The organism is Vibrio sp. 2017_1457_13 (assembly GCF_030851525.1).
GTDB lineage: Bacteria > Pseudomonadota > Gammaproteobacteria > Enterobacterales > Vibrionaceae > Vibrio > Vibrio metschnikovii.
Map to the genome: position 1 here is coordinate 534,886 of NZ_VHTA01000001.1, position 24,159 is coordinate 559,044.

21 protein-coding genes, 1 pseudogene and 1 CRISPR repeat array are annotated in these 24,159 nt (G+C 44.9%); of the genes and pseudogenes, 7 read left to right on the forward strand and 15 right to left on the reverse strand.

Translation table 11 applies throughout. The features are described from left to right. Positions 1-7: 7 nt before the first annotated feature. Entirely contained in the window at positions 8-682 is a 675-nt protein-coding gene (gene queE, locus FKN88_RS02440; protein WP_306687170.1) for a 7-carboxy-7-deazaguanine synthase QueE, read from the reverse strand. Positions 683-1,001: 319 nt separating this feature from the next. Between queE and yidA the strand changes: the two genes are divergently transcribed. Next, positions 1,002-1,808 carry a sugar-phosphatase gene (yidA, locus tag FKN88_RS02445; protein WP_154168086.1) on the forward strand — a complete coding sequence of 269 codons (807 nt, stop codon included), beginning with the start codon at positions 1,002-1,004 and terminating at the stop codon, positions 1,806-1,808. A 92-nt stretch (positions 1,809-1,900) separates the two neighbouring features. Here the strand turns inward: yidA and FKN88_RS02450 are convergent, their stop codons facing one another. Continuing rightward, the gene (locus FKN88_RS02450; protein WP_154168084.1) at positions 1,901-2,839 is read right to left on the reverse strand and encodes a bifunctional precorrin-2 dehydrogenase/sirohydrochlorin ferrochelatase; all 939 of its coding nucleotides are present in this window, start codon (positions 2,837-2,839) and stop codon (positions 1,901-1,903) included. Between the two features lie 178 nt (positions 2,840-3,017). On the opposite strand from FKN88_RS02450, the gene FKN88_RS02455 reads away from it, so the two are divergent. From FKN88_RS02455 to FKN88_RS02465, 3 genes are all read left to right on the forward strand, one after another. Next, positions 3,018-4,040 carry an amino acid ABC transporter substrate-binding protein gene (locus tag FKN88_RS02455; protein ID WP_154168082.1) on the forward strand — a complete coding sequence of 341 codons (1,023 nt, stop codon included), beginning with the start codon at positions 3,018-3,020 and terminating at the stop codon, positions 4,038-4,040. Between the two features lie 241 nt (positions 4,041-4,281). Continuing rightward, positions 4,282-4,941 (forward strand): Bax inhibitor-1/YccA family protein, encoded by a 660-nt coding sequence (locus tag FKN88_RS02460; RefSeq protein WP_040904274.1) that lies wholly within the window; start codon positions 4,282-4,284, stop codon positions 4,939-4,941. Between the two features lie 126 nt (positions 4,942-5,067). Further along, positions 5,068-5,397, forward strand: a complete 330-nt coding sequence (locus tag FKN88_RS02465; protein WP_004395190.1) for a TusE/DsrC/DsvC family sulfur relay protein — start codon at positions 5,068-5,070, stop codon at positions 5,395-5,397. 51 nt (positions 5,398-5,448) lie between these two features. On the opposite strand, the gene yccX is transcribed toward FKN88_RS02465, so the two are convergent. After that, positions 5,449-5,727, reverse strand: a complete 279-nt coding sequence (gene yccX, locus FKN88_RS02470) for an acylphosphatase (protein ID WP_040904273.1) — start codon at positions 5,725-5,727, stop codon at positions 5,449-5,451. Between the two features lie 261 nt (positions 5,728-5,988). Between yccX and FKN88_RS02475 the strand changes: the two genes are divergently transcribed. Next, positions 5,989-7,182 (forward strand): class I SAM-dependent methyltransferase, encoded by a 1,194-nt coding sequence (locus tag FKN88_RS02475; protein WP_217513239.1) that lies wholly within the window; start codon positions 5,989-5,991, stop codon positions 7,180-7,182. 59 nt (positions 7,183-7,241) lie between these two features. Here the strand turns inward: FKN88_RS02475 and FKN88_RS02480 are convergent, their stop codons facing one another. The 6 genes from FKN88_RS02480 to FKN88_RS02505 all read right to left on the reverse strand — a co-directional run bounded on the left by FKN88_RS02480 (position 7,242) and on the right by FKN88_RS02505 (position 16,124). After that, on the reverse strand, positions 7,242-8,234 hold the full coding sequence (locus FKN88_RS02480; protein WP_158138503.1) for a cytochrome d ubiquinol oxidase subunit II: 993 nt from the start codon (positions 8,232-8,234) through the stop codon (positions 7,242-7,244). A gap of 2 nt (positions 8,235-8,236) precedes the next feature. Further along, entirely contained in the window at positions 8,237-9,571 is a 1,335-nt protein-coding gene (locus tag FKN88_RS02485) for a cytochrome ubiquinol oxidase subunit I (protein ID WP_004395186.1), read from the reverse strand. 279 nt (positions 9,572-9,850) lie between these two features. Continuing rightward, a complete protein-coding gene (locus tag FKN88_RS02490) occupies positions 9,851-11,206 on the reverse strand; it encodes a DASH family cryptochrome (RefSeq protein WP_306687171.1) in 1,356 nt (451 codons plus the stop codon). A 126-nt stretch (positions 11,207-11,332) separates the two neighbouring features. Next, positions 11,333-14,134, reverse strand: coding sequence for a TolB (locus FKN88_RS02495; RefSeq protein WP_306687172.1), 2,802 nt, complete (start codon positions 14,132-14,134; stop codon positions 11,333-11,335). A 171-nt stretch (positions 14,135-14,305) separates the two neighbouring features. After that, the gene (locus FKN88_RS02500) at positions 14,306-14,959 is read right to left on the reverse strand and encodes a hypothetical protein (RefSeq protein ID WP_306687173.1); all 654 of its coding nucleotides are present in this window, start codon (positions 14,957-14,959) and stop codon (positions 14,306-14,308) included. Further along, entirely contained in the window at positions 14,952-16,124 is a 1,173-nt protein-coding gene (locus tag FKN88_RS02505) for a hypothetical protein (RefSeq protein WP_306687174.1), read from the reverse strand. Before FKN88_RS02505 ends, FKN88_RS02500 begins: the two co-directional genes overlap by 8 nt. A 170-nt stretch (positions 16,125-16,294) precedes the next feature. Here FKN88_RS02505 and FKN88_RS02510 point away from each other — a divergent pair, with 170 nt between their 5' ends. Continuing rightward, positions 16,295-16,993 carry a response regulator gene (locus FKN88_RS02510; RefSeq protein ID WP_154168041.1) on the forward strand — a complete coding sequence of 233 codons (699 nt, stop codon included), beginning with the start codon at positions 16,295-16,297 and terminating at the stop codon, positions 16,991-16,993. Positions 16,994-17,002: 9 nt separating this feature from the next. Beyond that, positions 17,003-18,292 (forward strand): ATP-binding protein, encoded by a 1,290-nt coding sequence (locus FKN88_RS02515; RefSeq protein ID WP_154168039.1) that lies wholly within the window; start codon positions 17,003-17,005, stop codon positions 18,290-18,292. A gap of 59 nt (positions 18,293-18,351) precedes the next feature. Here FKN88_RS02515 and FKN88_RS02520 read toward each other — a convergent pair whose 3' ends face one another. The 6 genes and pseudogenes from FKN88_RS02520 to FKN88_RS02545 form a co-directional block, all read right to left on the reverse strand. Beyond that, complete coding sequence (locus FKN88_RS02520; RefSeq protein ID WP_154168037.1) at positions 18,352-18,819, reverse strand: DUF1456 family protein; 468 nt, start codon at positions 18,817-18,819, stop codon at positions 18,352-18,354. Between the two features lie 98 nt (positions 18,820-18,917). Then, positions 18,918-19,166 carry a TIGR03643 family protein gene (locus FKN88_RS02525; RefSeq protein WP_154168035.1) on the reverse strand — a complete coding sequence of 83 codons (249 nt, stop codon included), beginning with the start codon at positions 19,164-19,166 and terminating at the stop codon, positions 18,918-18,920. Positions 19,167-19,763: 597 nt separating this feature from the next. Further along, positions 19,764-20,272: a CRISPR direct-repeat array (repeat unit 28 nt; unit sequence TTTCTAAGCTGCCTGTGCGGCAGTGAAC). 154 nt (positions 20,273-20,426) lie between these two features. Beyond that, positions 20,427-21,065 carry a type I-F CRISPR-associated endoribonuclease Cas6/Csy4 gene (gene cas6f / locus FKN88_RS02530; RefSeq protein WP_154168033.1) on the reverse strand — a complete coding sequence of 213 codons (639 nt, stop codon included), beginning with the start codon at positions 21,063-21,065 and terminating at the stop codon, positions 20,427-20,429. After that, entirely contained in the window at positions 21,065-22,102 is a 1,038-nt protein-coding gene (gene csy3, locus FKN88_RS02535) for a type I-F CRISPR-associated protein Csy3 (RefSeq protein WP_154168031.1), read from the reverse strand. The genes cas6f and csy3 overlap by 1 nt, the downstream gene beginning before the upstream one ends. Before the next feature lie 10 nt (positions 22,103-22,112). Next, complete coding sequence (gene csy2, locus FKN88_RS02540) at positions 22,113-23,000, reverse strand: type I-F CRISPR-associated protein Csy2 (RefSeq protein WP_154168029.1); 888 nt, start codon at positions 22,998-23,000, stop codon at positions 22,113-22,115. Continuing rightward, positions 22,997-24,022, reverse strand: a pseudogene (locus tag FKN88_RS02545) (type I-F CRISPR-associated protein Csy1); the annotation flags it as partial. The gene csy2 and the pseudogene FKN88_RS02545, both read right to left, overlap by 4 nt. Between the last annotated feature and the right edge of the window lie 137 nt (positions 24,023-24,159).

A 24,159-nucleotide genomic window follows, 5' to 3' on the forward strand; every position in this document is an offset into this window, starting at 1 on the left:
GATTCCTTTAAGCAATATTTAAGTATTTATGGGTTTGGATCGATAAACGCCAGTTACGAGCAATACAAGTCTCTATACATAACTGGGTTGCCCGTGGTTTTTGACTGATCGGCTGTAAAGCAATAATGGTATCAGCACTGACCGTGACTTGCTCTAATAGCGCTTCTAATTGGGCGATGTCTTTTTCTGTACCCACTGGGTGCTTGATCTCATTGGCTCTTTGCAGCGCCGACGGCACAATTGGCAACTTACCTTTCATTGCGATCTTAGGTGACACTGTCACCCAAGTCTTCGCACTGGCTTTAATCTCAAACGTACCACTGGTTTCAATTTGACATTGACAGCCAATCGCTTCAAACGCTTCCGTCAAAGGGACAAGATCATAAAGACAAGGCTCGCCACCCGTGATCACAATATGTTTGGCGGTGTAGCCTTGCTGCTGATATTGAGCGACGATCTGCTCCGCAGAGCCTTGACACCATGTTGGACTATCGCCTTGTTTGACAATAATTTGCTCGAAGCTACGCTGATCTTGTGGCTCAGCATCCCAAGTTTGCTTAGTATCACACCAAGCACAACCAACCGGACATTGTTGAAGACGTACGAATACCGCTGGGACACCAGTGAAGACGCCTTCCCCTTGGATGGTTTCAAATATTTCATTCACTTTGTACAAAGTCATTGGCCTATATTTGCGCTGATAAAACGTTAGGCCGCAGACCTTAATAGATGCTCAACTTGAGGTCAATTTAAACCCGCCGATCATCAATAATTTCTCGTTAAGGGCTCAGCTCCCTTCTTACTTGAACCGTTAGCGTTATTGACGAGGTTGATTCATCTACCTCAATCCCATGCTTTTTATAAACTGACTTTAGATTTTCATAAAAAACACGTATCTTGTCATACTTTCAAGCCAAGCGATTTATCCGTTGCACCACGGCAAATGGGCTAAAAACGATAAATCCAGCGGTAACTCTCTTTTTAGTCATTTTAGGTAACACATGTATAAATTGATCGCGCTCGATATGGATGGCACCTTACTCAATAGCCAAAAGCAGATTTCTCTACGCACTCAACAAGCGATAGCCAAAGCTCGCGAGCAAGGAATTAAAGTCGTGCTTGCTTCTGGTCGTCCACTCGCGGGGATGCAAGATAAACTCGAACTTTTACACCTCACCTCAGATCAAGACTATGTATTGCACTACAACGGATCGATGGTGCAAAACGTCGGTACGGGGGAAGTTATCTATCAACAAATTATTGATGGTCGCTCGGCTAAACGGGTAGCACAATTAGCCAAAGAGCTGGGCGTTAATACCCATGCATTTAGTCAAATTCATGGTTTGATCACCCCAAAAGTCAGCCAATATACTGAAGTCGAAGCGACTATAAATGGCATTTCCATCACTGAGATGGACTTTGACCAGTTGGAAGATGATCATCCGATCATCAAAGCAATGATTGTCGCAGAGCCAGAAGTGTTAACCGCAACCATCGCGAAAATTCCAGCTGAGTTCTATCGAGATTTCACGATTGTACAAAGTGCGGCATTCTTTGTTGAATTTCTTAATCCTAAAAGCAATAAAGGGATTGGCGTACAAGCGATTGCTGAACACTTAGGCATTCAGGCCTCTGAAGTGATGTGCATGGGGGATGCTGAAAACGATCACCATATGTTGCAATATGCAGGACTTGGTATTGCGATGGACAATGCCATGGAAGAGACAAAACGCATCGCTGACCATATTACCTCGAGCAATGATCAAGACGGTGTTGCTGTTGCGATTGAGCAGTTTGCTTTACGTTAAGAAACACCATTTAACCCCCCCCCCCCCTGATTAAATGATTCGGGGGGGTTATACTCTCAAACTAGAGTGGTGTTTTAGGTATCAAGGGAACACTACCCTTCGCTACCTTGTTTAAGCACTTTCTCTTGCCCTTGCAAAAGCACATATTCTTGACGTGCCGAAGGGATTAATATCACTACACGCTGCTGAGCCTGTTTTGCACTGGCTAAACGTTCGCTTAATTGACCAGGATGACTAAACGGTTCGCGCTCAGCATCACGACGACACAAGTTAACAAACTCATGGTCACAAGAGTCACAAAACAACACCAACTCCGCTTGTTGCATATAACGTAACGCTTTTAGTGAAAGTAGCTCAACATCCCTACCACACTCAATCCACGTCACTTCTCCTCGCTCATCCATCGGCTGCTCTAGTGCCGCACAATACTGCTTTTCTAATGCTTCACGGCTAGTGGCATTTTTAACCGCAGTTTGCGCAAAAAATAGTTCCCAAAACTTACGGCGTTGATCGACGGTCGTGAGATGATCTTTAATCGAATTACGTTTCGAAGCGCCAAAATCAGCCAATAACGCGAGGTTTTGCGGTAAAACACTTTCGAGGGTTTCACGAATATTGCGGATCAAGACTGGGGAAGCTCCACCACTAGAGATCGCCAATTGAATTCGGCCGCGCTCAATCATCGACGGAGTAATAAAATCGCAATAAGGCTGATCATCAACCACATTAACCAAGACTCCGGCTGACTTGGCATCACGAAACACTTGATGATTCAGATCGGGATTATCAGTGGTCGCCCAAACTTGCACATAATCGGCGCTAATAAATTTTGATGAATAGAAATTTTGAATCCATTGGCAGCGGTCTTGCTCAACCCACGCCTGCAATTGAGGGGTAATATGGGGAGACACCACCGTGATATGAGCACCAGCACGCATCAGTGCCTCTATTTTTCGACACGCTACCTCGCCACCACCCACCACTAAAACGGCTTTATTGGACAAATCAAGAAATACTGGAAAATAGCGCATGTTAGTCTTTTACCTTTTAATTCAATCGATTCATGCTAACAAAAAATCAACACTAACAGTAGATAGGTTGTTGAAGCAATCTAACATTAATTTGACTTGGTAGAAGTGACTTATCTTATCTACGCTTATAATAACTGACAAATTGACCGAGCGCTTCTGCTCAAAGAAGGATAATCCCATGGCGAATCGATTGGCTACTCTTGTTTGCGCGGTTTCATTATCGTTAACCACTCATCTCGCTTTTGCATCGCCAACGACCTTAGACCGTGTGTTAACCCAAGGGAAACTCACCTGTGGGATTGGTACTGGTTTAGCGGGTTTTTCTGATGCCGATGCCAAAGGTCAATGGCAAGGTTTGGATGTGGACTATTGTCGCGCCCTCGCCGCCGCAGTATTAGGCGATAAAAATAAAGTAGAGTACGTGCCGTTAACGGCTCGCGAGCGCTTTAATGCTTTGCAATCGGGACAGGTCGATGTGCTTTCTCGCAATACCACATGGACATTTGAGCGAGATACCACCATGGGCTTAAACTTTGTCGGCGTTAATTTTTATGACGGCCAAGGATTTATGGTTACTAAAAAATCCGCCATAACCCAACTCAGCCAGCTTAATAATCGCCCTATTTGCGTCCAATCAGAAACCACCACCAAATTGAATTTGGATGATTATTTTCGTCATCACGGCATGAGTTACCAACCCGTGGTGTTTGATACTGCAATACAAATTGCCCGCGCCTTCAATGCAGAGCGCTGTGTTGCGGTCACCGCCGATAAGTCTGGATTATATGCCTTGCGACTGAACTTAGCGAAACCAGACTCCGCCATTATTCTGCCAGAAATCATTTCCAAAGAGCCGCTTGGCCCGGTGATTCGCGAAGGCGATGATCGCTGGTTAAATATCACTCGCTGGACGCTCGCCGCGATGATTAACGCCGAAGAACTCGGCATTACCTCAGCCAACGTCGACCAAAAGCGCAAATCAACCAACCCTGAAATAAGACGACTCCTTGGTGTTGAAGGAGAAATTGGACGTCCTCTGGGCATTAATAACGATTGGGCTTATCAAATCATCAAACAAGTAGGCAACTATAATGAAAGCTTTCAACGTAATGTCGGTGAAGACTCTCCTCTAGCCATTCCACGTGGACTGAATGCCCTTTGGAACGCCGGAGGAATTATGTACGCCCCACCAATACGCTAAAAGTTTCTTATTATTACGTCTATTTTAACGTAGAATAAGCGTTACCTATTCACAAACGCGATCGCACCGTTCTAGTATGAATAGCGAACGCAAGTAATATCATGTTACAACTTGTTCACACTTAATTCGCGCTTTTTGATTATTATTCTCGTAAACAAAAATACAGATATGGGATTGAAATAGTGAACTTTTCACCCCATTACTGTCTACATAGTTAACTACACCTTCTATGAGGAAGAGTATGAACAGTCCAATGTATTCACGCACCTCGTCTTATGACAGTGCTCTACAAACCAACAAAGTGCTAAGAAACACCTATGCGCTACTCTCAATGACCTTATTATGGTCAGCGGTTGTCGCTGGCGTTTCAATGGCAATGAACCTACCACGCCCTGGCTTAATTCTTATGCTGGTCGGTTTTTATGGTCTGTTATTTTTAACTGAGAAAAACCGTAACAACAGCCTTGGCCTAGTGTTTACGTTCTTATTTACTGGCTTCTTAGGTTATACGATTGGTCCAATCCTCAATATGTACATCGGTGCAGGCATGGGCGATGTTATCCTCACCGCTTTAGGTGGTACGGCCTTAGCCTTTATGGGTGCATCAGCGTACGCGTTAACGACTAAGCGTGACCTCTCTTTCCTTGGTGGCGTACTGATGGCTGGCTTCGTTGTGCTGCTTATCGGTATTGTGGCAAATATTTTCCTACAAATGCCAATGCTGCACCTAGCAATGAGCGGAATGTTCGTGTTGTTTTCAACCGGTGTTATCTTGTTAACAACTCAGCAAATTGTTCGTGGTGGTGAGACTAACTACATCTCTGCGACCGTCAGCCTTTACGTTTCAATCTACAACCTATTCATCAGCTTGTTGACGATTCTTGGCATCATGCGCGACTAATCGCAACACAACTGAAATAACATTACCCAAAGGCCCGAAAGCTTGCTTTCGGGCCTTTGTTTTCTCTTGAGCAAAAACCAAGCCTCCATTACCCTATGCGCACTTTTCAATTGGGGCGAGAAACTGATGTTCGACTATAACGGTAAAAGCATTGCAACCGATGCACAAGGGTATTTACTTGATCACACCCTTTGGGAAGAAGGAATGATAGAGATTCTAGCTAATGAAGAGGGAATCCTGTTGAGTGATGCGCACTTAGAAGTGATCCATTTTGTTCGTCAATTTTATGAAGAATACCAAACCTCTCCCGCGATTCGCATGCTAGTCAAGGCAATGGAAAAAGCCCACGGGCCGGAAAAAGGCAATAGTAAATACCTGTTTAAGCTGTTTCCTAAAGGTCCCGCTAAACAAGCAACAAAGCTCGCAGGCTTACCCAAACCCGCGAAGTGCTTATAAGCCCGACTAAACAGCCGAGGGCTGACAGTGAATCAGCCCTCTTTGAACTCGCTATAAAATTTGGAAATCCGATGGTACTGAATCGATAGTGACTTGACTGCGCATCACTTGTTCCACTCGTGCCGTTTTCGGCCCTTGTTGTAGCCATATAAAGAGCTGCTCAACGTGTTCTGATTGACCAACCGCCAGCACCTCAACCTCACCACTAGGAAGGTTTTTCGCATAACCGAGCACACTAAGCTTCGATGCCTGCAAGGCGGTATGGTAACGAAAGCCAACCCCTTGTACTCTTCCCGACACGATAAACTTATCGCTTATTACGTTATTCATACTTTCCTCCACGTCAAAGTCATCTCCAGTAGAGTATATCTCTCAGCGACTTACCGTTGTAGGTAGATAACCATTTGGTAACGCTATAGAGGTAAATGAAGCATCGTTATCTCATGAAGATCAATATAACGATATGAGTACTGAGGATGAGCGTAGTTAATGCCGTAGCGTTGATAAAGCAAAGGGATACTCTGATTTGCTTTTCACCCCAAGTTGCACGACAATGCCTGCCCATTTTTATTAATCTTTTTGAGTAGCGCAATGACTCCTGCAATCTATCTGGTCAAAGGTCGTGATAAATCTTTACGTCGTAAACATCCTTGGGTTTTTTCTCGTGGCATCAGCAAAGTTGAAGGCGATCCACAACTCGGTGAAACGGTCGATATTTACACGCATGATGGACAATGGTTAGCGAAAGCGGCTTACTCTCCCCACTCTCAAATTCGTGCTCGTGTATGGAGCTTTAACAATGAAAGCATTGATAATGATTTTTTTATCAAACGTATTCAGCAAGCTCAAAAACTGCGCGACGAATTGATTGAGCGTGACGGCGTCACTGGATATCGCCTGATTGCTGCGGAATCGGATGGCTTGCCCGGTATAACGATTGATAAATATGATAACTATTTAGTCTGTCAGCTACTTAGTGCCGGTGCTGAATACCAAAAACCGCACTTGATCGCCGCACTTAAACACTGCTTTGCCGATTGTCATATTTATGAGCGTTCAGACGTTGCAGTGCGTAAGAAAGAAGGCTTAGAAGAGCGCGTTGGTGTATTGCACGGAGAAGTTCCACCAGAGGTGGTGGTGATTGAAGAAAATGGCATTAAAATCCGTGTTGATATAGTTGGCGGCCATAAAACGGGTTTTTATCTTGATCAACGCGATAGCCGTCAGCAATCGATGAAATACGTTAAAGATAAAGAGGTACTTAACTGCTTCTCTTACACCGGTGGCTTTGGGTTATACGCGTTAAAAGGTGGCGCTAAGCGGGTAATTAATGCCGATGTGTCACAGCCAGCACTCGATAATGCGAAAATGAATGCCGAGCTCAATGAATTTGATATCAGCAAAAAACGCGCGGTGTTTCTCAATGCGGATGTGTTCAAACTGCTGCGCGAGTACCGAGAGCAAGGCACGCAATTCGACGTAGTGATTATGGACCCACCTAAGTTTGCCGAGTCTAAAGCTCAGTTGAACGGCGCTTGTCGTGGCTACAAAGACATTAACATGTTGGCGATGCAAATTTTAAAACCTGGTGGCACCCTACTCACCTATTCGTGCTCGGGTTTGATGGATCAAGTCCTGTTTCAAAAAATCATTGCCGACGCAGCGCTGGATGCCGGTCGCGATGTGAAGTTTATCGAACGCTTCGAACAAGCCGCGGATCATCCCGTTGATACCGCATACCCAGAAGGTTTTTATCTGAAAGGCTTTGCCTGCAAGGTTATGTAAATACCATAAAATAACGGCCTCTTTCGAGGCCATTATTTTTCCAATACCACTACATGCGATTACTTGTAGCTTAAGTCTGTCGCCTTACCTTTAAAAATCCGATAGACAACAAAGGTATAAAGCAAGATCATTGGCATAACAATCACTACCCCAATCCCGACCACTAACAAGCTAGCAGTAGAAGCGGCTGATTCTTGCGCTGTCATCACACCGGGTACAACATCAGGAAAGAAGCTGTAAGCTAAACCAAGAAAGCTTAAAGCAAAAATCAACATTACCCCAAAGAATGGCCATTGAACGCCCATATCATTCTCTACCGGCACCCGTCTTAAATAACGATCAACCATAAAAATGGTTGCTAGCACTACCAATGGCACCGGAGCCAACAGTAACATCTCAGGAAAACTGAACCAACGCTCAGCCACCATCGGATTAAACAGTGGATTAACCACACTGACCGCTAAAATACCTAATGCCGCTAACCAGCCAGCTCGGCGAGACCAATATGCCGCGCGCTTTTGTAACTCACCCTCTGTTTTTAAGACTAGCCAAGCGCCACCAATGTACACGTAAGCCGCAGTGACACACAACGCGCTGAGCAGTGCAAAGGCGTACGCTTGAGTCGACTCTTCAAAACTCATCACATAGCGACCAATCATGTAGCCTTGAGTCAGTGCCGCGAGCAGTGAACCCGTTTTAAAGCACAAATCCCAATGATCTTTATGATCGGCTTTCGCTTTGGCGCGAAAATCGAACGCCACACCTCGCATAATCAAGGCGATCAGCATAATGGCGACAGGCATATAGAGTTCGGTAAGGATATAGCTATGAGCGGCAGGAAACGCGATTAATAAGATACCAATACCTAATACTAGCCACGTTTCATTAGCGTCCCAAAAAGGGCCAATCGAAGCGATCATTCGATCGCGTTGCTGCTCATTATTACGCGGTAACAAAATGCCAACGCCTAAATCATAGCCATCAAGCACGGCATACATGAAGACACTAAAGCCCAGCAGTAATAAATAAATTTCAGGTAGATATGTGATCATGCTTATACCTTTTGCTCATTAGTGGTTGCGGTTTCAGTCGGCGATGAAAACTGTCTGGCTAAATAAAACAGGGTATGGATATAAGCCACCAGCAAGACCGCATAGACAATTAAGTACATCACTAATGACGTGGCTACAGAGCTACTCGCCACCGTCGTTACCGCATCTGAGGTTCGTAATACCCCTTGAACTAACCAAGGCTGACGACCAATTTCTGTCACATACCAACCCGCTAGGGTTGCTACCCATCCGGAAAACGTCATCGCCACTAAAGTGTATAAGTAAGGTTTCGGTAGTGATTGTTGGCGTAGCAATCGCCAAGCACCGTACCAACTCACCAATAGCATCAACATCCCGACACCCACCATGATCCGAAAACCAAAGAATAAAGGCTTGACCGGAGGATGATCTGGCGCAAACTCATTTAAGCCCTGAATTTCACCATTTAAGTCATGGGTTAAAATGAAGCTCGCTAATTTAGGGATCCCGACTTCAAAATGATTACTGCGCGTGGTTTCATCGGGCCAAGCAAAAAGCAGTAATGGCGCACCTTGTTCAGTTTCCCACACCCCTTCCATCGCAGCGATTTTCGCAGGCTGATGTTCAAGCGTATTTAAACCGTGTAAATCACCGACCAAAATCTGCACCGGAATACCAACAGCGGCAAGAATAATCGCTACTTTCATGCCAACTTTGGCGGCGTTAAGTTGTGAATTACGCAGGTACTGATAAGCCGAGATCCCAGCAATAACAAAACTGGCTGTGAGTAACGAAGCAAGTAACATGTGGGCGAGACGATAAGGCATAGAAGGATTAAAAATCACTTCTTTCCAACTGGTCACATGTACTATGCCGTCAATCAGTTCATAACCCGTTGGCGTATGCATCCAACTATTAAGGACTAAAATCCAGAAGGCAGAGAGTGAGGTACCAATCGCAACCAGTACGGTGGCTAAGGTGTGTACCCATTCAGGAACACGACCCCGTCCAAACAACATCACACCAAGGAAGGTCGCTTCCATAAAGAAAGCGGTCATCACTTCATAACCCAGTAATGGTCCGGCAACATTACCGACTTTTTCCATAAAACCCGGCCAGTTGGTGCCAAATTGGAAACTCATGGTAATACCAGAGACAACCCCAAGAGCGAAGGTAAGCGCAAATACCTTGACCCAAAAATAGTACAAATCAAGCCATAATTGAGCTTGAGTACGAACAAAACGCCACTTGAAAAACACCATGATCCACGCTAACGCAATGGTGATGGTCGGAAATAAAATATGAAAACTAATATTGGCCGCAAACTGTATCCGCGACAACATGAGGGTATCTAACATCACGTATTCCTCAATCTAAAAAACCGCTAGGCAATGACACAACGATTATTAACTTACTTGTTAATTACGAGTCCCACTCCAATTTGGTTTACTCGTTGCTATTTTTATTGTGTTTTGCCATTGCCAATTAGGGTTAATAGCGATCGACTCGGTATAAAAACACAAATAAGTTTGATGTATATCAAACTTATTCATGATAACCGAGCCAAAAGGTGTGTCGAATCGATGAGAATGATGACAAAAAGTGAATGGCGCCACGCTTGAACAATAATCGTACGCTTATTGCGCTGGAGAGACAGGCCAATCAACCATATCAACAACATCAATACTGTGCTGATCCGCTTCCCCCTGCCAATGACGAATAAAACTCAACTCAGGATCGTATAACGCGGTCTGCTTAGCCAAATCAAAGCGGCGATGACCGCGCGGGTCCGCGCCAACTCCCGCTAAATATTGCCAATTACCCCAATTACTGGCGACATCATAATCGATTAATTGTGATTGAAAATACTGCGCACCATAGCGCCAATCGATGCTTAACTCATGCACCAAACAACTGGCAACAAGCTGACGACTTCGATTAGACAGGTATCCTGTGGCTTTTAATTGCTTCATTGCCGCATTCACAATCGGATAAGGGGTTGTACCATTGATCCAACTGCGCATCCGTTGCGGATAGTAGCTGGTCAACGGCACTTGACCTTTGATACCTGATAATTGAAATAATTGCGCCCCATATTTAAGGGCGTACCATTGAAAATATTCTCGCCACAACAATTCAAAATAAATCCAGTATGTCGACTCATTCGCTCCTCGTTGCGTTTCATAATCGTTAAGCCTTGCTAATAAACGGCCAATCGAGAGACAACCATTGGCAAGCCAAGACGAAAACTTCGTCGAAGACTCCCATTCATCTAACGCATTACGCGTTTGTTTATAAATCAATGGCGCATCGCTAGAAAAATAATCTTCAAGATGCTCTAAGGCAGCACTTTCACCGCCTCTCCACAGCGGCGAAGACCGCAACTCAAGATTGATGGATCTGATGGCGGTCGATAACCAAGAGCTCGACGATGGAAGAACACTGGGTGGCAAAGCCGTGATATCGCTATTCCACCGCGCTGATTGCGATGAATATCGACCGTCGAGTGATTCGACCTGTTTACGAAAAACAGAAAAAGAGTCAGGTAACGCCGCTAACGAAAACGGTAATTCGGCTTGCTCAAATAAACGATGAGTATTAAGAGAGACCACCGTTAATTGTGGGTAGCGTAAGCGTACTTCACGTAACGTTTGATGAATGGCAAAGTCGACAGATTCAGACACATACAAATGATTGGCTTCGGTCAGTTCAATAAACTGGCAAAGCTGCGATACCGCCTCTCCGGTGGCTATCTGTAATGATTGACCGAGCGTTTGCAATTTTGCATCCAAATCCGCCAAGCTCTCTAGTAAAAACCGCTGCTTGGCCAAGCCATTACTGGCCACAACTTGAAAACGTTGATCTAAAGGCGTTAACGAAGGGATCAGATAACAGCAAGTCAACTGGTGACTATTTTGCGCGGCTTGAGCCAATAATGGGTTATCTGAAATCCGTAAGTCATTGGTAAACCAATAAAGAGAGCGTATGGACATAAAAAGTAACCGATGATTAAATTTTATTTTGATACGTAAATCGAGGGATTATCGATCGATTCAGCAATAAAAAAGGGCAGAAATCATTCTGCCCTTTTTACAACCGATAATAATAGTGGTGCGCGTTTAAAACTCAGCCGCGAGCTTAATGTACACTTCATCTTTGCCTAGCTTACTGTCTAAGCCATGAGCATATCCAATATGAATCGGTAACGCATTACCATACAAAACGATCGCATCGATTTGTAACTCAGCACCGATGCCCGTTAATGCACTGTAGCTTTGCTGAGAATTCCAACTGGAACCAGAATCAACAAATGCGGTCGCAGAAATGTCACCTAAACCAATCGGCCATAAGCCCCAATTTCGCTCAGCTCGATACAGCAAACGGCTTAGCTCAATACTTTGTGTGGCATATTGCTGGCCCACTTGCGCCGCAGAACCATAACCGCGTAGTTTAAGTTCATTTCGGCCATAAAGTTGTGCTTCGTCACCCGTATAACCACCAAGTTCAAAAGGTTTAGCTTTAGCATCGGCATAACCGGCGGCCAAATGCGTTGTTAAGCGTAAACGTCCGGGTAAATCCCAGTTCGCCTGCCACTGTGCTTGCCACTTCTGTCCTGAGTAGTCACCGTCAATATTGGTTTCCCACACTAAGTCAGCGTAATGTCCCCAAGCGTAACCGGGGATATTCAACAAGTCTTCACGGTTATCCCATTGAATCGCACCACCGGCCAGCCATTCATTACTCGCGTCCGCATAGTGAGAACCTTGAGGAGATTTAACCAGCGCTTCTTTCTGCCAATACGCTCCGACGCCAACGTTTAAGTGGTCATCAAACGCATGCCATAAATGGTTACGCTGCAGTGTGAAATCATCCTGACGAACAATCCGATCGTCTTTACCCGTTAATGCGTTAAATTTAAACTCATGTTCACGACTTAATGTCGCTTGCCAGCGGTTATCGTATTGATAGCCAAGTTGATAAGCAGCAAACGCATTTTTACTGTCCCATGCCGCCATGATCTCATATTGGTGGCGACCCAATACATCGGAGCCACTAGTAGCAACACCAAATAACGATTGATTATCATCAGACTGCCATACGGGTACCCAATAACGTGGCGCTAACGTCGATAATGGCGAGTATCCTGTGGGCTGACTTTTCTCTGTAGCAGTAATCGTGGCTATCGGAGCCGCATTCACGGTGTTGGCCACCGGTAGCGTCGATAGCGGTATATCGGCAAGTCCTTGCGGATTCTCTACACGACGCAGATGGTAACCATCATGCTCATACGCTTGATAAACAATCCCTTCAGGCCCCGATTGCGGTGAAAATGCACCGCCGATTTCTGCGGTTAATTGTTCAACGATATTGGTTTGCAAATCAAGACGATAAATCTGATAACGCCCAGTATAATCGGCGCTGAACAGTAAATCGCCTTGCGCAGTAAAGCTCAATTGATGTTCAGTAGCGGCGGTTTCAGTGACCGCCATCCAGCTTTGCGTTGGCTGATCAAAACGCATAATATTCCACGACTGAAAAGGCGCTTTCACTGTGGCATAAATATCACCGTTTGGTGCCACGGCCATATCGCCTAATACCCAATTGGCTTCACCCTGCCACAACTGAGTTTGCTTGCCGTTTAATTCGATTTGCCATAACTCAGCCAGACCTTGCTGATGACGGACCGCAAAAATGCTTTGTCCATCGTTACTCCAGCGTGCTTGCACAAAGCGTTGCTGCTCAGTTAAACGCTGCCACTGACCATCAACATAACGATACAGATCATTAAAAACACGCCCATCAACATACGAATTGATCTGCGAAACCACTAGCCCTTGCGTCGGATGCGAGTCGATACTGGTTAAGCTTTTGGTACTGATCAGGCTCTGCCATTGACCACGTTTAGCATCCCATTGAGCAAGATTCGCACGATCGTCGCCATTTCGACGCCAAGCGAGTAATGTGTCATTGTCATGGGCTAACAAATACTCAAATGGCTGAGCATCGAACTCATGGTAAGTAAACGCCTCATTCGAAGTCAGTTGATCGGCAAACTGCGTGTTCAAATCGGCACGAAACTCTTCCCAAAGCGCGAAAAAATCTTTCCCAAAAATGTGTCTAGCACTGAGATTTAAGAAAAGTCCCGGAACCAAATAGCCACTGTAATCGGTTAAAAAGGCCTGAACAGACTCTTCACCATAGGTTTTGGCTAGATACTGAACAAAATAAGCACCATACAAATAGTTACTGCCAAAGGGCAAACGCTTATTCGCCACCACCACTTGTTCAATATCGGCTAACTCACCACTCGCCACTTCCATACGCATCTGCATTGCAAAGTGGCTGTTGTGTAATCGACCCACACCATGATCGTTTTGGCTTTCCATATAGACCGCCAAACCTTCCAATAGCATCGAGGGGGTAAAAGCATGTGGGAATAAAAGAGGATGACGGCCGACAATGCCTCGTCCAATGGTAACAGCACCATCATTCATTTCCATATGGATAATATGAGTATATTCATGACGGATCAGTAAATGCAGCCACTCATCATTACCTTCTAAGCCATTCACATCGCTAGGTGGATTGATGATCAGACGTATCTGTGCGTAAGGCAGTGGCGTAGCCCATCCGTTAGAGTAATCATAATCATCGACTACGGTGAGATGCGTTTTCTCGCTGGGCATTTGTGCAAACTGAGACGCGAGCTCTTGATGAACCTGCTCAGCAATATCTAATGCACGTGCTGCACTACTGGCGAGTTCACTACAAAAATGGACCACAAAATGTGCAGATTGCTGTGTTTGCCAAACCTGCCCCGCTTGATCCCAAGCGACGGGCTCCGCTAACACGTGAGGGGAGTGAAGCCCAAGGCAAGCCATCAAGCCCATAATCGGAGAAAGTGCCAATGTTTTCGACATAGTAAACAGCGATCCTATTAGTGATTAACAATATTTATTATAAGGATAAACATCAAAATCATTCAGTCATGAAATGTATGGCTTTGTCTGAATCTAACCCCATAAGCAAGTGCATTAACACCGATTGACCTCAATGACAAAGTATGCGGGATGAATCGTGGTAAAGGATGATTACCAAAACAGATAACGTACACTCCAAATCAGCACTGGCTCGGTGAAATTCCTATCGACTTGATGATTAACGCCAACCTCCACCGAGCTCACCCAATCGGATAAAAACGGCGTTTCCCATTCAACACTGATGCCGACATCACGCCAAGTCCCAGAGACATCACGTAACGCTTGATTATGTTTGTCTGCATAGCGAGACCAGCCATTGATACTCCACTCATCATTAAGTCGATAGGAGCCATCAATCAACCACTGTGATCCGACAGCATTTGACCAATCTTTCTGCCATGCTAATGAGGCCGACAGTGATTCAGTAAATAAATACCCGATACGCAAACTTGAACCGATTCGTGATGAGCCCTGCTCTTCGCTCAATAAGACTGGGCCAACGGTAAAATAAGCCTTGTCCCAATAAGGCATAGGTAAAGCCACCCCCGCTTCACCTCCCTGAGCAAAAAACAGTCCAAACTCCGTCTCTTTTTCGTAAGCAATGCTCGGTGACCACTCCCATTTGGTTGAGGAACTCACCGCAGGGCTATCAATACCAAAACTGGCCCCAAGGCTAAACTCATCACAACGCACCACGCCGACCCATAGGGTCAGCGTGAGCACGATGATAGCTTGGTAAGCGAGAATCATCGTTGGATTAAGCATCCGATAACCTCTTCTTACGGTAAACGTCTTTCCACATCTGATCTTGATGATCGCCCATCAGATGGCAAATAATGCCCGAACGCTTGAACAGATAAATGATGCCAACCGATAATGAACATAGAGTAAAGATCAGCAAGAAATTATTGGGTAAAGTCGTTCCCATCTTTGCTGAAGCCCAAGTAAGCAACGGACCCCATAAGAAGATAAAAATCGACTTATGGAAAATAAACACGGTTAGTGAGTACATGCCAATCCAATTGAGTGGTCGCCAGCTTAAGCGAATTCCCGCTTGATTCAGTGTTAAAATTAAACCAATCACCAAAAATTCCGTGCCCCAAATCCCGAGACGACCAATGGTATCTTCTGCTAAGGCATGCTCTTCGGCATAGACATCATGCAAATCAATCGTCGCGGCTTGACCATTCAAGAAATAAAGCGATAAAGCCACCAGCGCAATACCCAATACCAGTTTATTCAGCGCATCACGTTTTTCAGCGTAATGATGCCACACCCACCCGTAGAGGAAACCAAAACACCCACTGGCCATAAACAGATCTAACCGCGCATCCAACTCATAACCGGGATGAACATGGGTTTGCATCCATAGTTCAGCATGCTCTAGTAATGATGTCACACCCAACTGACTGACGATGGTACTCAATACGGTCAACACCAACATGCCGCGAATACCAAAAAAGGCGTAAACAATAGAGAAAAAAGCCAGTAACGTCATCCATAGCATGACCGGATAAAATGAAATTGCCTCACCAAAGTTAGGCGCAATAATAAAACCTTCAATGTACAACACAAAAATAATGCTCAAAAACAGAGCCAGTTTTTTCACCAGTGTTGCTCGCATATGCTCAGATGATCGCGCCGAAAGATTAAAGGCCGCTAACGCTAAATAGACTTGACTCACCCAAGGAATCAACCATGCTGAGACTTGTCCAGTAAAACTGTCCATCGGGACAAGTTGCCCCAACATTGGTAAGTGTGAACGATATAATGTCTCATAAAAATCGCTCTCTTTAGGGAAAAAATCCACATACCAATAGTTTAAATACCCCGTATAATGTTCAAAGATGGCCATAAAAATAACCAAGCCGCGTAAAAAGTCGAGGCCGACTAAACGCGTACGGTTTTCATAGGGTTGTATAGAATTCATGGGATGATACTCGTACTATTAACGTATTGGCCCGAACTATAGTTACTTACTTTTTGTGACACAACTCATGTTTTGTACGCGTATGTATGCAAGCCGTACACAGCACCACGTAATGTACCGTTTTGTCCGCCCCTATTGTATCCACTCTATTTTTAACTGATGATTCGCTTATGAAAATTGTACTTATCGAAGACGATGTAAAGCTAGCAGAGCTCCTGACTAGCTATTTAGAAAATAATGAGTTTGAGGTTCATCTGGCTCATGATGGCCTACAAGCCAGCGCGTTGATTTTGCAAGTTCAGCCAGATTTAGTGATTCTCGACCTGATGCTACCCGGTTTAGACGGCTTATCGATTTGCCGAGAGATTCGTAACGACTACAAAGGGAAAATTGTCTTTTTAACCGCCAGTGATGATGATATCGACCATGTCGCAGCCCTTGAGCTAGGCGCCGATGACTTTGTTAATAAACCGATTAAACCTCGGGTATTATTGGCGAGAATCCGCATGCTATTACGTCGCCAACAACAAACCGAGTTAGCGCATCCAGACAACGATCATCAGCTTCATTTTGGGCAGCTCAGTATCAACCATAAGCTTCGTCAATGCTCTCTCTCTGGTGAAGATATTGTACTTACCGACAGTGAATTTGACCTTTTGTGGTTACTGGCTAGCCATGCTGAGCAAGTGCTGTCACGCGAGTATTTAGTCAAAGAAACCCGTGGTATTGAGTACGATGGTCTTGATAGAACCATCGACAATAAAGTGGCCATTTTACGCCGTAAACTTGGCGACAGCTCATCGGTCCCAAAACGTATCTTAACCTTGCGTGGTAAAGGTTATTTATTTGTCCCAGAAAGTTGGTCATAAAGGGAGACTATGAAACGTCTTTATTTAGAGCTTTATCTCGCTCTAGTCGGTATTTTTATGTTTACTCTAGTGAGTTATGTCAGCATTAATGACTGGCTCTCTCCTGATCTTGACTTAGTCGCACGCAGTCAGCAAATTCAAAGTAGCCTTGAGCTTTTAGAATTTGTCGCCGATCAGCATGGGGTTGACGTTGCCAAAGAAAAACTGCAAGCCATTGCCGATGCAAACTGGCTAGTCATTGACGCGCTGTCCGAAAACTCCCCTTTACTGACCCCTCAAGTTAGAGAGCGACTAGCCAATCATGGGGTGTTTACCACCGACGACGATGGCTCTATATTTACCTTTAATCCAACCGATACCATCTATCATATCTATCGCGATCCAGAAGCTGAGATTTGGATTGCCTCAGAGATCGAAGGTTGGGTTTTTGTCCTGGTTTTAATGGGTTGCTTTGCCGTGTACAGCATGGTGATGATGAAGCTATTTATGTGGCGATTCAAACACCTTGAACAAGTAACGCAAGCCTTAGCCAAAGGTGACTTAAGCATTCGAGCTAAAGAGACGGGGTCAATGAGATTGGGAACGCTTAACCGCAGCTTTAATGCTATGGCAGATAAAATCTCTCATCTGATTGAAAGTCATAAAATGCTCACCAACGCGATTGCCCATGAGGTGCGCACCCCGCTGTTTCGGATTCAGTGTCAGCTTGATATGCTGCAAGATATGCCAGAAAAAAAGGATAAATACATTGCTGGCATCGAAGATGACATCCACGAACTCGAAGAGATGATTAACGAGCTGCTTCGCTTAGGTAAAATGGAAACGACGCCATTAACCTTCATTAGCCTCGACCTAGCGCAATGGCTGCCAACGCAAATCGAAAAATGGCAAATCGAGTCGCCAGTAACCATTGAATTGCAAGCGCCACAGCAATGGCCAACGCCACTAGTCGATAGTAATTTATTGAATCGTGCCATTTCTAATGTCGTACGCAATGCTTCTCGCTATGCCAAGCAGCAAGTAAAAATCAGTGTCAGTTGTGATTATATTGATTGGACAGTGACGATTGAAGACGATGGTCCCGGGATCCCGGAAACCCATTGGCCACATATTTTTAAACCGTTTTATCGAGTCGGATCGGCGCGAGATAAGGCCAGTGGTGGTTTTGGATTAGGATTAGCGATTGCTGAACAAATCGCCCGTCAACATCATGGGCATTTGATAGTAACCTCGAGCTCGAGTTTGGGTGGGGCCTGTTTTAAGTTCACCCTACCGCTCGATATCAGTGAAGAGAGATAACAATATCGTGAGAAGGGATCGCTTCTCACGATGTTCACGACACTATTGTTAGCTTACGGTTACTCTGTAACGGCTGGCGTGTGATGTTCAACAGCCTGTAAAAACTGACGTAACGTTGCATCACTGCACTCTCGGTAATGCTTATTACCCGGCTTACGGAAAAAAGCGCCGATTTCGTTTTTACTCAGCTCAACCCCAACCTGCTGAAAAAGAATCAGTAAATCATAAGCTTGCAAATTTAACGCAATACGCAGTTTCTGAAACACCATATTATTATTCAAATTCGCTTCTGGCTTTGCCGCTTCCCCTTCACGCTTGCCGCGTTTGAGGTTAATCAAACCATTTAAAAAACTCGCTAATTGCGGATCACTCAGTTCAGCAAACTCAGGGGCTTGCGGTTTGCTCAGCCAAGAGGCTAATTGTGCTGGTGTTGTCTCGTTATCCGCGAGATGAAAAATCTCTAATAAAGTTTGGTCGTTAAAAGCAAACGTCGTGCGCAAAGCGCAGAAAATATCATTATTGGTCAAAGTTTTTCCTAGTCTTAGGTACTCCAGCGCTATCAACTTGATCGCTGGCAGGTCGTCACTTTAGCAGACCTGACCAGGATCCCCAATCAATAAACCCGTTAACGAGGTTTATATTGAGTCGGGCAGTAACCGCGATCAACTTCAGGTGGACGTAATTTAAGGTGCTTGGTTTCTCTGCCACTGACTCTCTTTCGCCACAAGTTAAAACTACGTGTGGTTAGATGCCTGCGCATAAAACGAATCACCTGTAGTTCAGTTAAACCAAATTGGTGAAAAATAGCTTCAAATGGCGTTCTATCTTCCCATGCCATTTCAATAATTCTTGATTGCTCATCAGCAGAAAACATACGCTGGTACTATTCCTTTTATAAACACACTCAGCGTAATACGTAACCGAAAGTAGGATAGATGCGTCTCCATCATAAAAAATTCCGGTTATTATTCTCGATACGATGAGTGTGCTCTCTCTGTCGAGGCGACGATAGCGATGAGAGATCAATCTCTCGCTGGCAAGGTAACGTTAGGGAGCTCATGTATTCCACCACTCACATCAATCATACAACGTAGTGTCTAAGGAATTAGGCGCACATATTGTTAAGAAACTCACGCTTTCTTGTAATCACGGTGAATAATCGAATATTCAAAGCGTCAAGCATCATTGCCGTCAAGGTGGGAGTCTATGCTGACCAATTGTATTTAGTGGATCAGTTTTCGATGATCGCTACACTTTCATTTCCCTGCCTCACAACAGTAGCAGGCAAAACATGACGGGGATCCATGGAGATCATATCCCAAAACCACACAAAACCGTCATTCCCGCGTAGGCGGGAATCTATGCGCAGTATCAGTAAACGGTGACCATTGATCGCTCACTTAAGCACTTGGCATCTGTTGCAGGATGGATCCCCGCCTTCGCGGGGATGACTGGTGAGCGTGTAATGGTTTTTCTAAGCTGCCTGTGTGGCAATGAACATGGTCCAGCGCATAACCAACTGGCATTTTACTTTCTAAGCTGCCTGTGTGGCAATGAACCGCGACTAATTCCTAGCGCTCTCTCCTGTCTACTTTCTAAGCTGCCTGTGCGGCAGTGAACTTGTCTTGTACGTAGTTTTTCGCCTTTTTATATTTCTAAGCTGCCTGTGCGGCAGTGAACGCAAGGCTGGCGTTTTGCTTAAACAGCTAGTCTTTCTAAGCTGCCTGTGCGGCAGTGAACAGTATCATGTTAACTCCAAGCCGCCCGAAGGCTTTCTAAGCTGCCTGTGCGGCAGTGAACCTATCGCAAAGCATTACGCTTGTACTTCTTGCTTTCTAAGCTGCCTGTGCGGCAGTGAACGGCCAAAGTATCTCGACATGATTCAGCTTAATTTTCTAAGCTGCCTGTGCGGCAGTGAACGAAACTGGCTTAAACGATAGATTGACATATACTTTCTAAGCTGCCTGTGCGGCAGTGAACTATAGAATAAATCAATAAAAATAAGTTACAACAGTTAGTTAGGATAAAAATTGCATTTTTACCTTATAAAAAACCACTCGTTGTAACTTATTGTATTTAAAGCTTATTTTTAAATAGCAAAAATAAAGGGTAAAAATACCCTTTTTCGTTCAATTTAAAAGTGCGGCACGGTAGCCAATGCTGATTGTCCATTCGCTTTGCTACTCAAACCATAGCAATCGACGGCCCCATCTTGCGATGTGCTTTGTTGCTCCATCTGAATAAACAGCGGGAACTTACTGCTTTTTTCAGGGGAGCGCTGCTTCGTTTGCTGGCTATGCAAGTAAATAAACGGTAAAGAGCACAAGGCTGTCGGCTTGCTTTGTTCAAGTACGGCTAAGCATTCTGCAAGCGATTGACCCGATTTAGCAGCCCATAGTGCCGCTTTTTGCTGCATATCCCGCTCTATTCGCTCGGGCGACTTCACCTGCTTGCGCACAAAGCTTACGTAAGTCACATCGTTTGGTACGGGTTTGATCCCTTTGATGTGCACATAGTCTTCTAACCGAGTTAACCAACGGTGGATAGCCAACTTTTCCAGTGTCGCTTGCTCTTTAGCAAAGAGACGCAACTTACTGCCCAGCGGAAACTTCGCTTGACGATAATCAGGAAAGCCAACCGCAACCAGAGATTGGTTGCTCGCCACTTTGTGCTCCACCAAGGCTATGTGGACTTGTTGAAATACGTTTTGCCAAAGAAAGGCAAGAGGTATTTCTGCCTCTGGTAACAAGGTGATTTCTTGGTAGTAGTTCATCACTGCCCCTTTTTGTCACTTTCGCCAAATACACCACCACGCACCAATACCGCCATAACGTAATGCTCATCTTCTTCACGAGGCAAGCTTTCACCACGCGCCCATTTATCAAAAAAGGTGTAAAAGTCATTTTTTTTAGGCGTTCGGAATGCCTTACCTAAATTGGTAACTGCACCATAAACCTCTATTGCAATAGCACCTGCACTTTGCTCCTCAGATGCGTAATCTGGGTACCAAGTATCAATGGAACGCAGTGCGTTACCAATTTTTTGTGAGTGCATCGCAGCATGCTCATTAACCGCATACAGGATTTTACTTTTCTTGGATTTGCTATTGCCTTTATCCATTACTAACTCTTCACTTGGGTAGACTTCTTGGGCTTTACCGACCTTAGCGTAGCAGTCAATTTGCAGCATCAAATGATCCGTTTCGCTGGCCAGTACCTGAGCAATTCTGTCGGCCAAACTATTGATCTGTGAATCGTTATGATCAAAGTGTCGAGTACTAAATTGTTTGGCATTAAAAGTCCACGCCTGCTCAGCCCCTTTGTTCAATGCCTTGACTTGCACTTCAATCTCTTCTGCGCCAACGCGGTTGCGCCATAGAAAACGGGCATTGGCAAGGTTGGTGGCATAGCGTTTGGCCAATTCGAAACAACCATATTGGGTAATGTACTTTGAAACCGCAGCACTGTAGCTCTGTTTGAATAGCGCATTGTTACACGCCGAAGGTTGGGCAAGCCCCCCTAATACTTTGAGCGTGAAATGTAGCTTCAGGGTATCTTGCTCTAGCCCCAACGCACAGGCATCCACCCGCTGCGGATTTGGAGATGCAATATCCATATCCAGCTTCATAATATCCTTTTCACCACCTTTATTAAGGCGGTGGGAAACTGTGCCACGCACTGATTTTTCTTGCAGCGCTAATGGGGTTGCTTGCTCTTTGGTTTCCCACTGGCATCCAAAGAGGTAGCCATCGGATGGGACAAGTTTTTTTTCAAATGCAAGTACTGAAGCGGTGTCGTTATTTTTAGCCATGAGTTGTTCCTTATTGATGTTCGTTGATAGGGTTAACTTGCTGACAAAGGTAGAGATCGTTTTCTAAATCAGGGTGGTATTGCCAAAGGATGTCATCGAGGTGTTTGATTTTGTGCGCCATGACAAATTCACCCAGTGTGACCACACTTTCGGCAAAGCGATGCGGTACTAATGGATCGCGCTGATTTTTTGCCTCACCTAATGGTGAAATACCTTGAAACCCTGTGGCAATTGGCACAATCCAGCCACTCGTCTTGCGCTGGCTATGCCAAACAACGCTTTGGTCTTCAAGCTGTTCACAATGGTGGTGTACGGTTAGATACCCAAGCAGCGCATCTATCGCGTCGGCGCCTTGCTGCATGGCGTCAATCATTAAATCGCGGCGTTCGTTCAGCACATAGCCTGGCATTAATTGGCGTAGGACTTGAGCGGTATCCTGTTCCGTAATCACAGATTTGATTGAGGGCTTCCCAACGGAAAGAACGTCACCTCCTGCCACTTTCATCGTCGCGATCACCGCTTGCAACTGCTGGGTAAAGTCTGGCTGCTGAAGTTCTTCGTCATTGCCACTCCACTCAATGACGAGGGACACATCTAAGTGACAGCGTGCTTCCTCGATAAATGCCGAGCGTGAACCATCCTTATCGAGTGGATTGCCAGTACCGATAATTGAATAAACAAAGTCACCTTCGCCTTTATGAGTCTGTACATCACAACGGTGGCTCACCACCGCAGCACTGTGCAGCATGAGTTCGGATAACCCAGCCTGGTTCAGCTTGCGCTCTAAGGCATGCACAAAGCCTAGCCATGCCGTCATGGCCGGAAAGCCAATAGTAAAGGGGCTTGAAAGTGCATTGGCGTTGTGAATTTTTAAATGCGGTAAAATCAATACGTTCATCGCAAGTTCTCCTTATTGCTGGCAACCACCTTTTCTATCGCCAGCAGCTCTTGGTCTGCCAATGTGACGGGGTTGGCGATTACTTTGCTGCGGCTGTAATGATTGATTAAGCCTCGCGCAATGTGGCGAGTAATTTTATCGAGCCACTCATCCTCGTGCTGACGCTGCTCAGCAAACTCTGGATAGAGCCAGATTTTTTGCTCCAACGGCAACGCACTCGATAACTCACCGGAATACTCTTCAAGGAAAAGACGTACTTGCCACATTTTCTCAATCACCAAATCTACGTATTGCTGAATGCGGTAGTCACGGCCATCACGGAGATTGATGTTGTTGTAGTCGGTAAGAAAAAGTCGATGCAGCGATTCAATCACCTCTTTGGCTTGCCAAGCGGTAAAACTCTCTTTGAAAAAATCCGTTCTCGGCAGACGAATATCGCGAGGTGTTAACTCCGGCGGAATGGACGATAACAAATAGTAAGTCTGGTATTTGTTATTTAAACCAGAAATATTTTTAGGATGATCACCACCATGCTTTGTTACCGTAAGATCCGATAGCGTTTTGTAACCCAGTTCATGGTAATCATTGTTCTTTCTAGCTTTCTTCCCAGAGTAAGCTTGAGGTGAACGACTGGTAATCCAATCAATTTTGGCTTTCATATTGAAGACCAAACCAGCTGGTGTTAACAGAGAAAGTTGATGGTACTGCTCAAAACCAATAGGAAAATAAACTTGTTTTACAAACCTATCAGTGTCAACAGATTGCGAATAAATGCAATCAGTAAACATGTTCACAATATTCTCAAAAAACGCTCCACTAAGTCCGAATGTTTCGGCAAGCAATGCGATATTAGAGTTTTTTAAGTGTTCTAAAATATAAACGTCGTTTATTTTCAAAGACAGGAATTTGTAGACCTTCAATTGAGTAGCATTGATATGTAAATCAAAAAATGTCTCCGCATTACCACTTCGAAGATAACCATCTTGAGATTTTTTAAAATCAGTAGAATACACTCGCGGGTACTTACAAGCAGACCCTGTAAATAATTTTGTGTAACTGCTATTGCTTACAAGTAATCAGTTAATCGTTCTTCAAACATAATCATAAAGCGATTTAGCGCTTGCTTCCAGTGATGAATTGGCATCGTCCATCTCTTGGA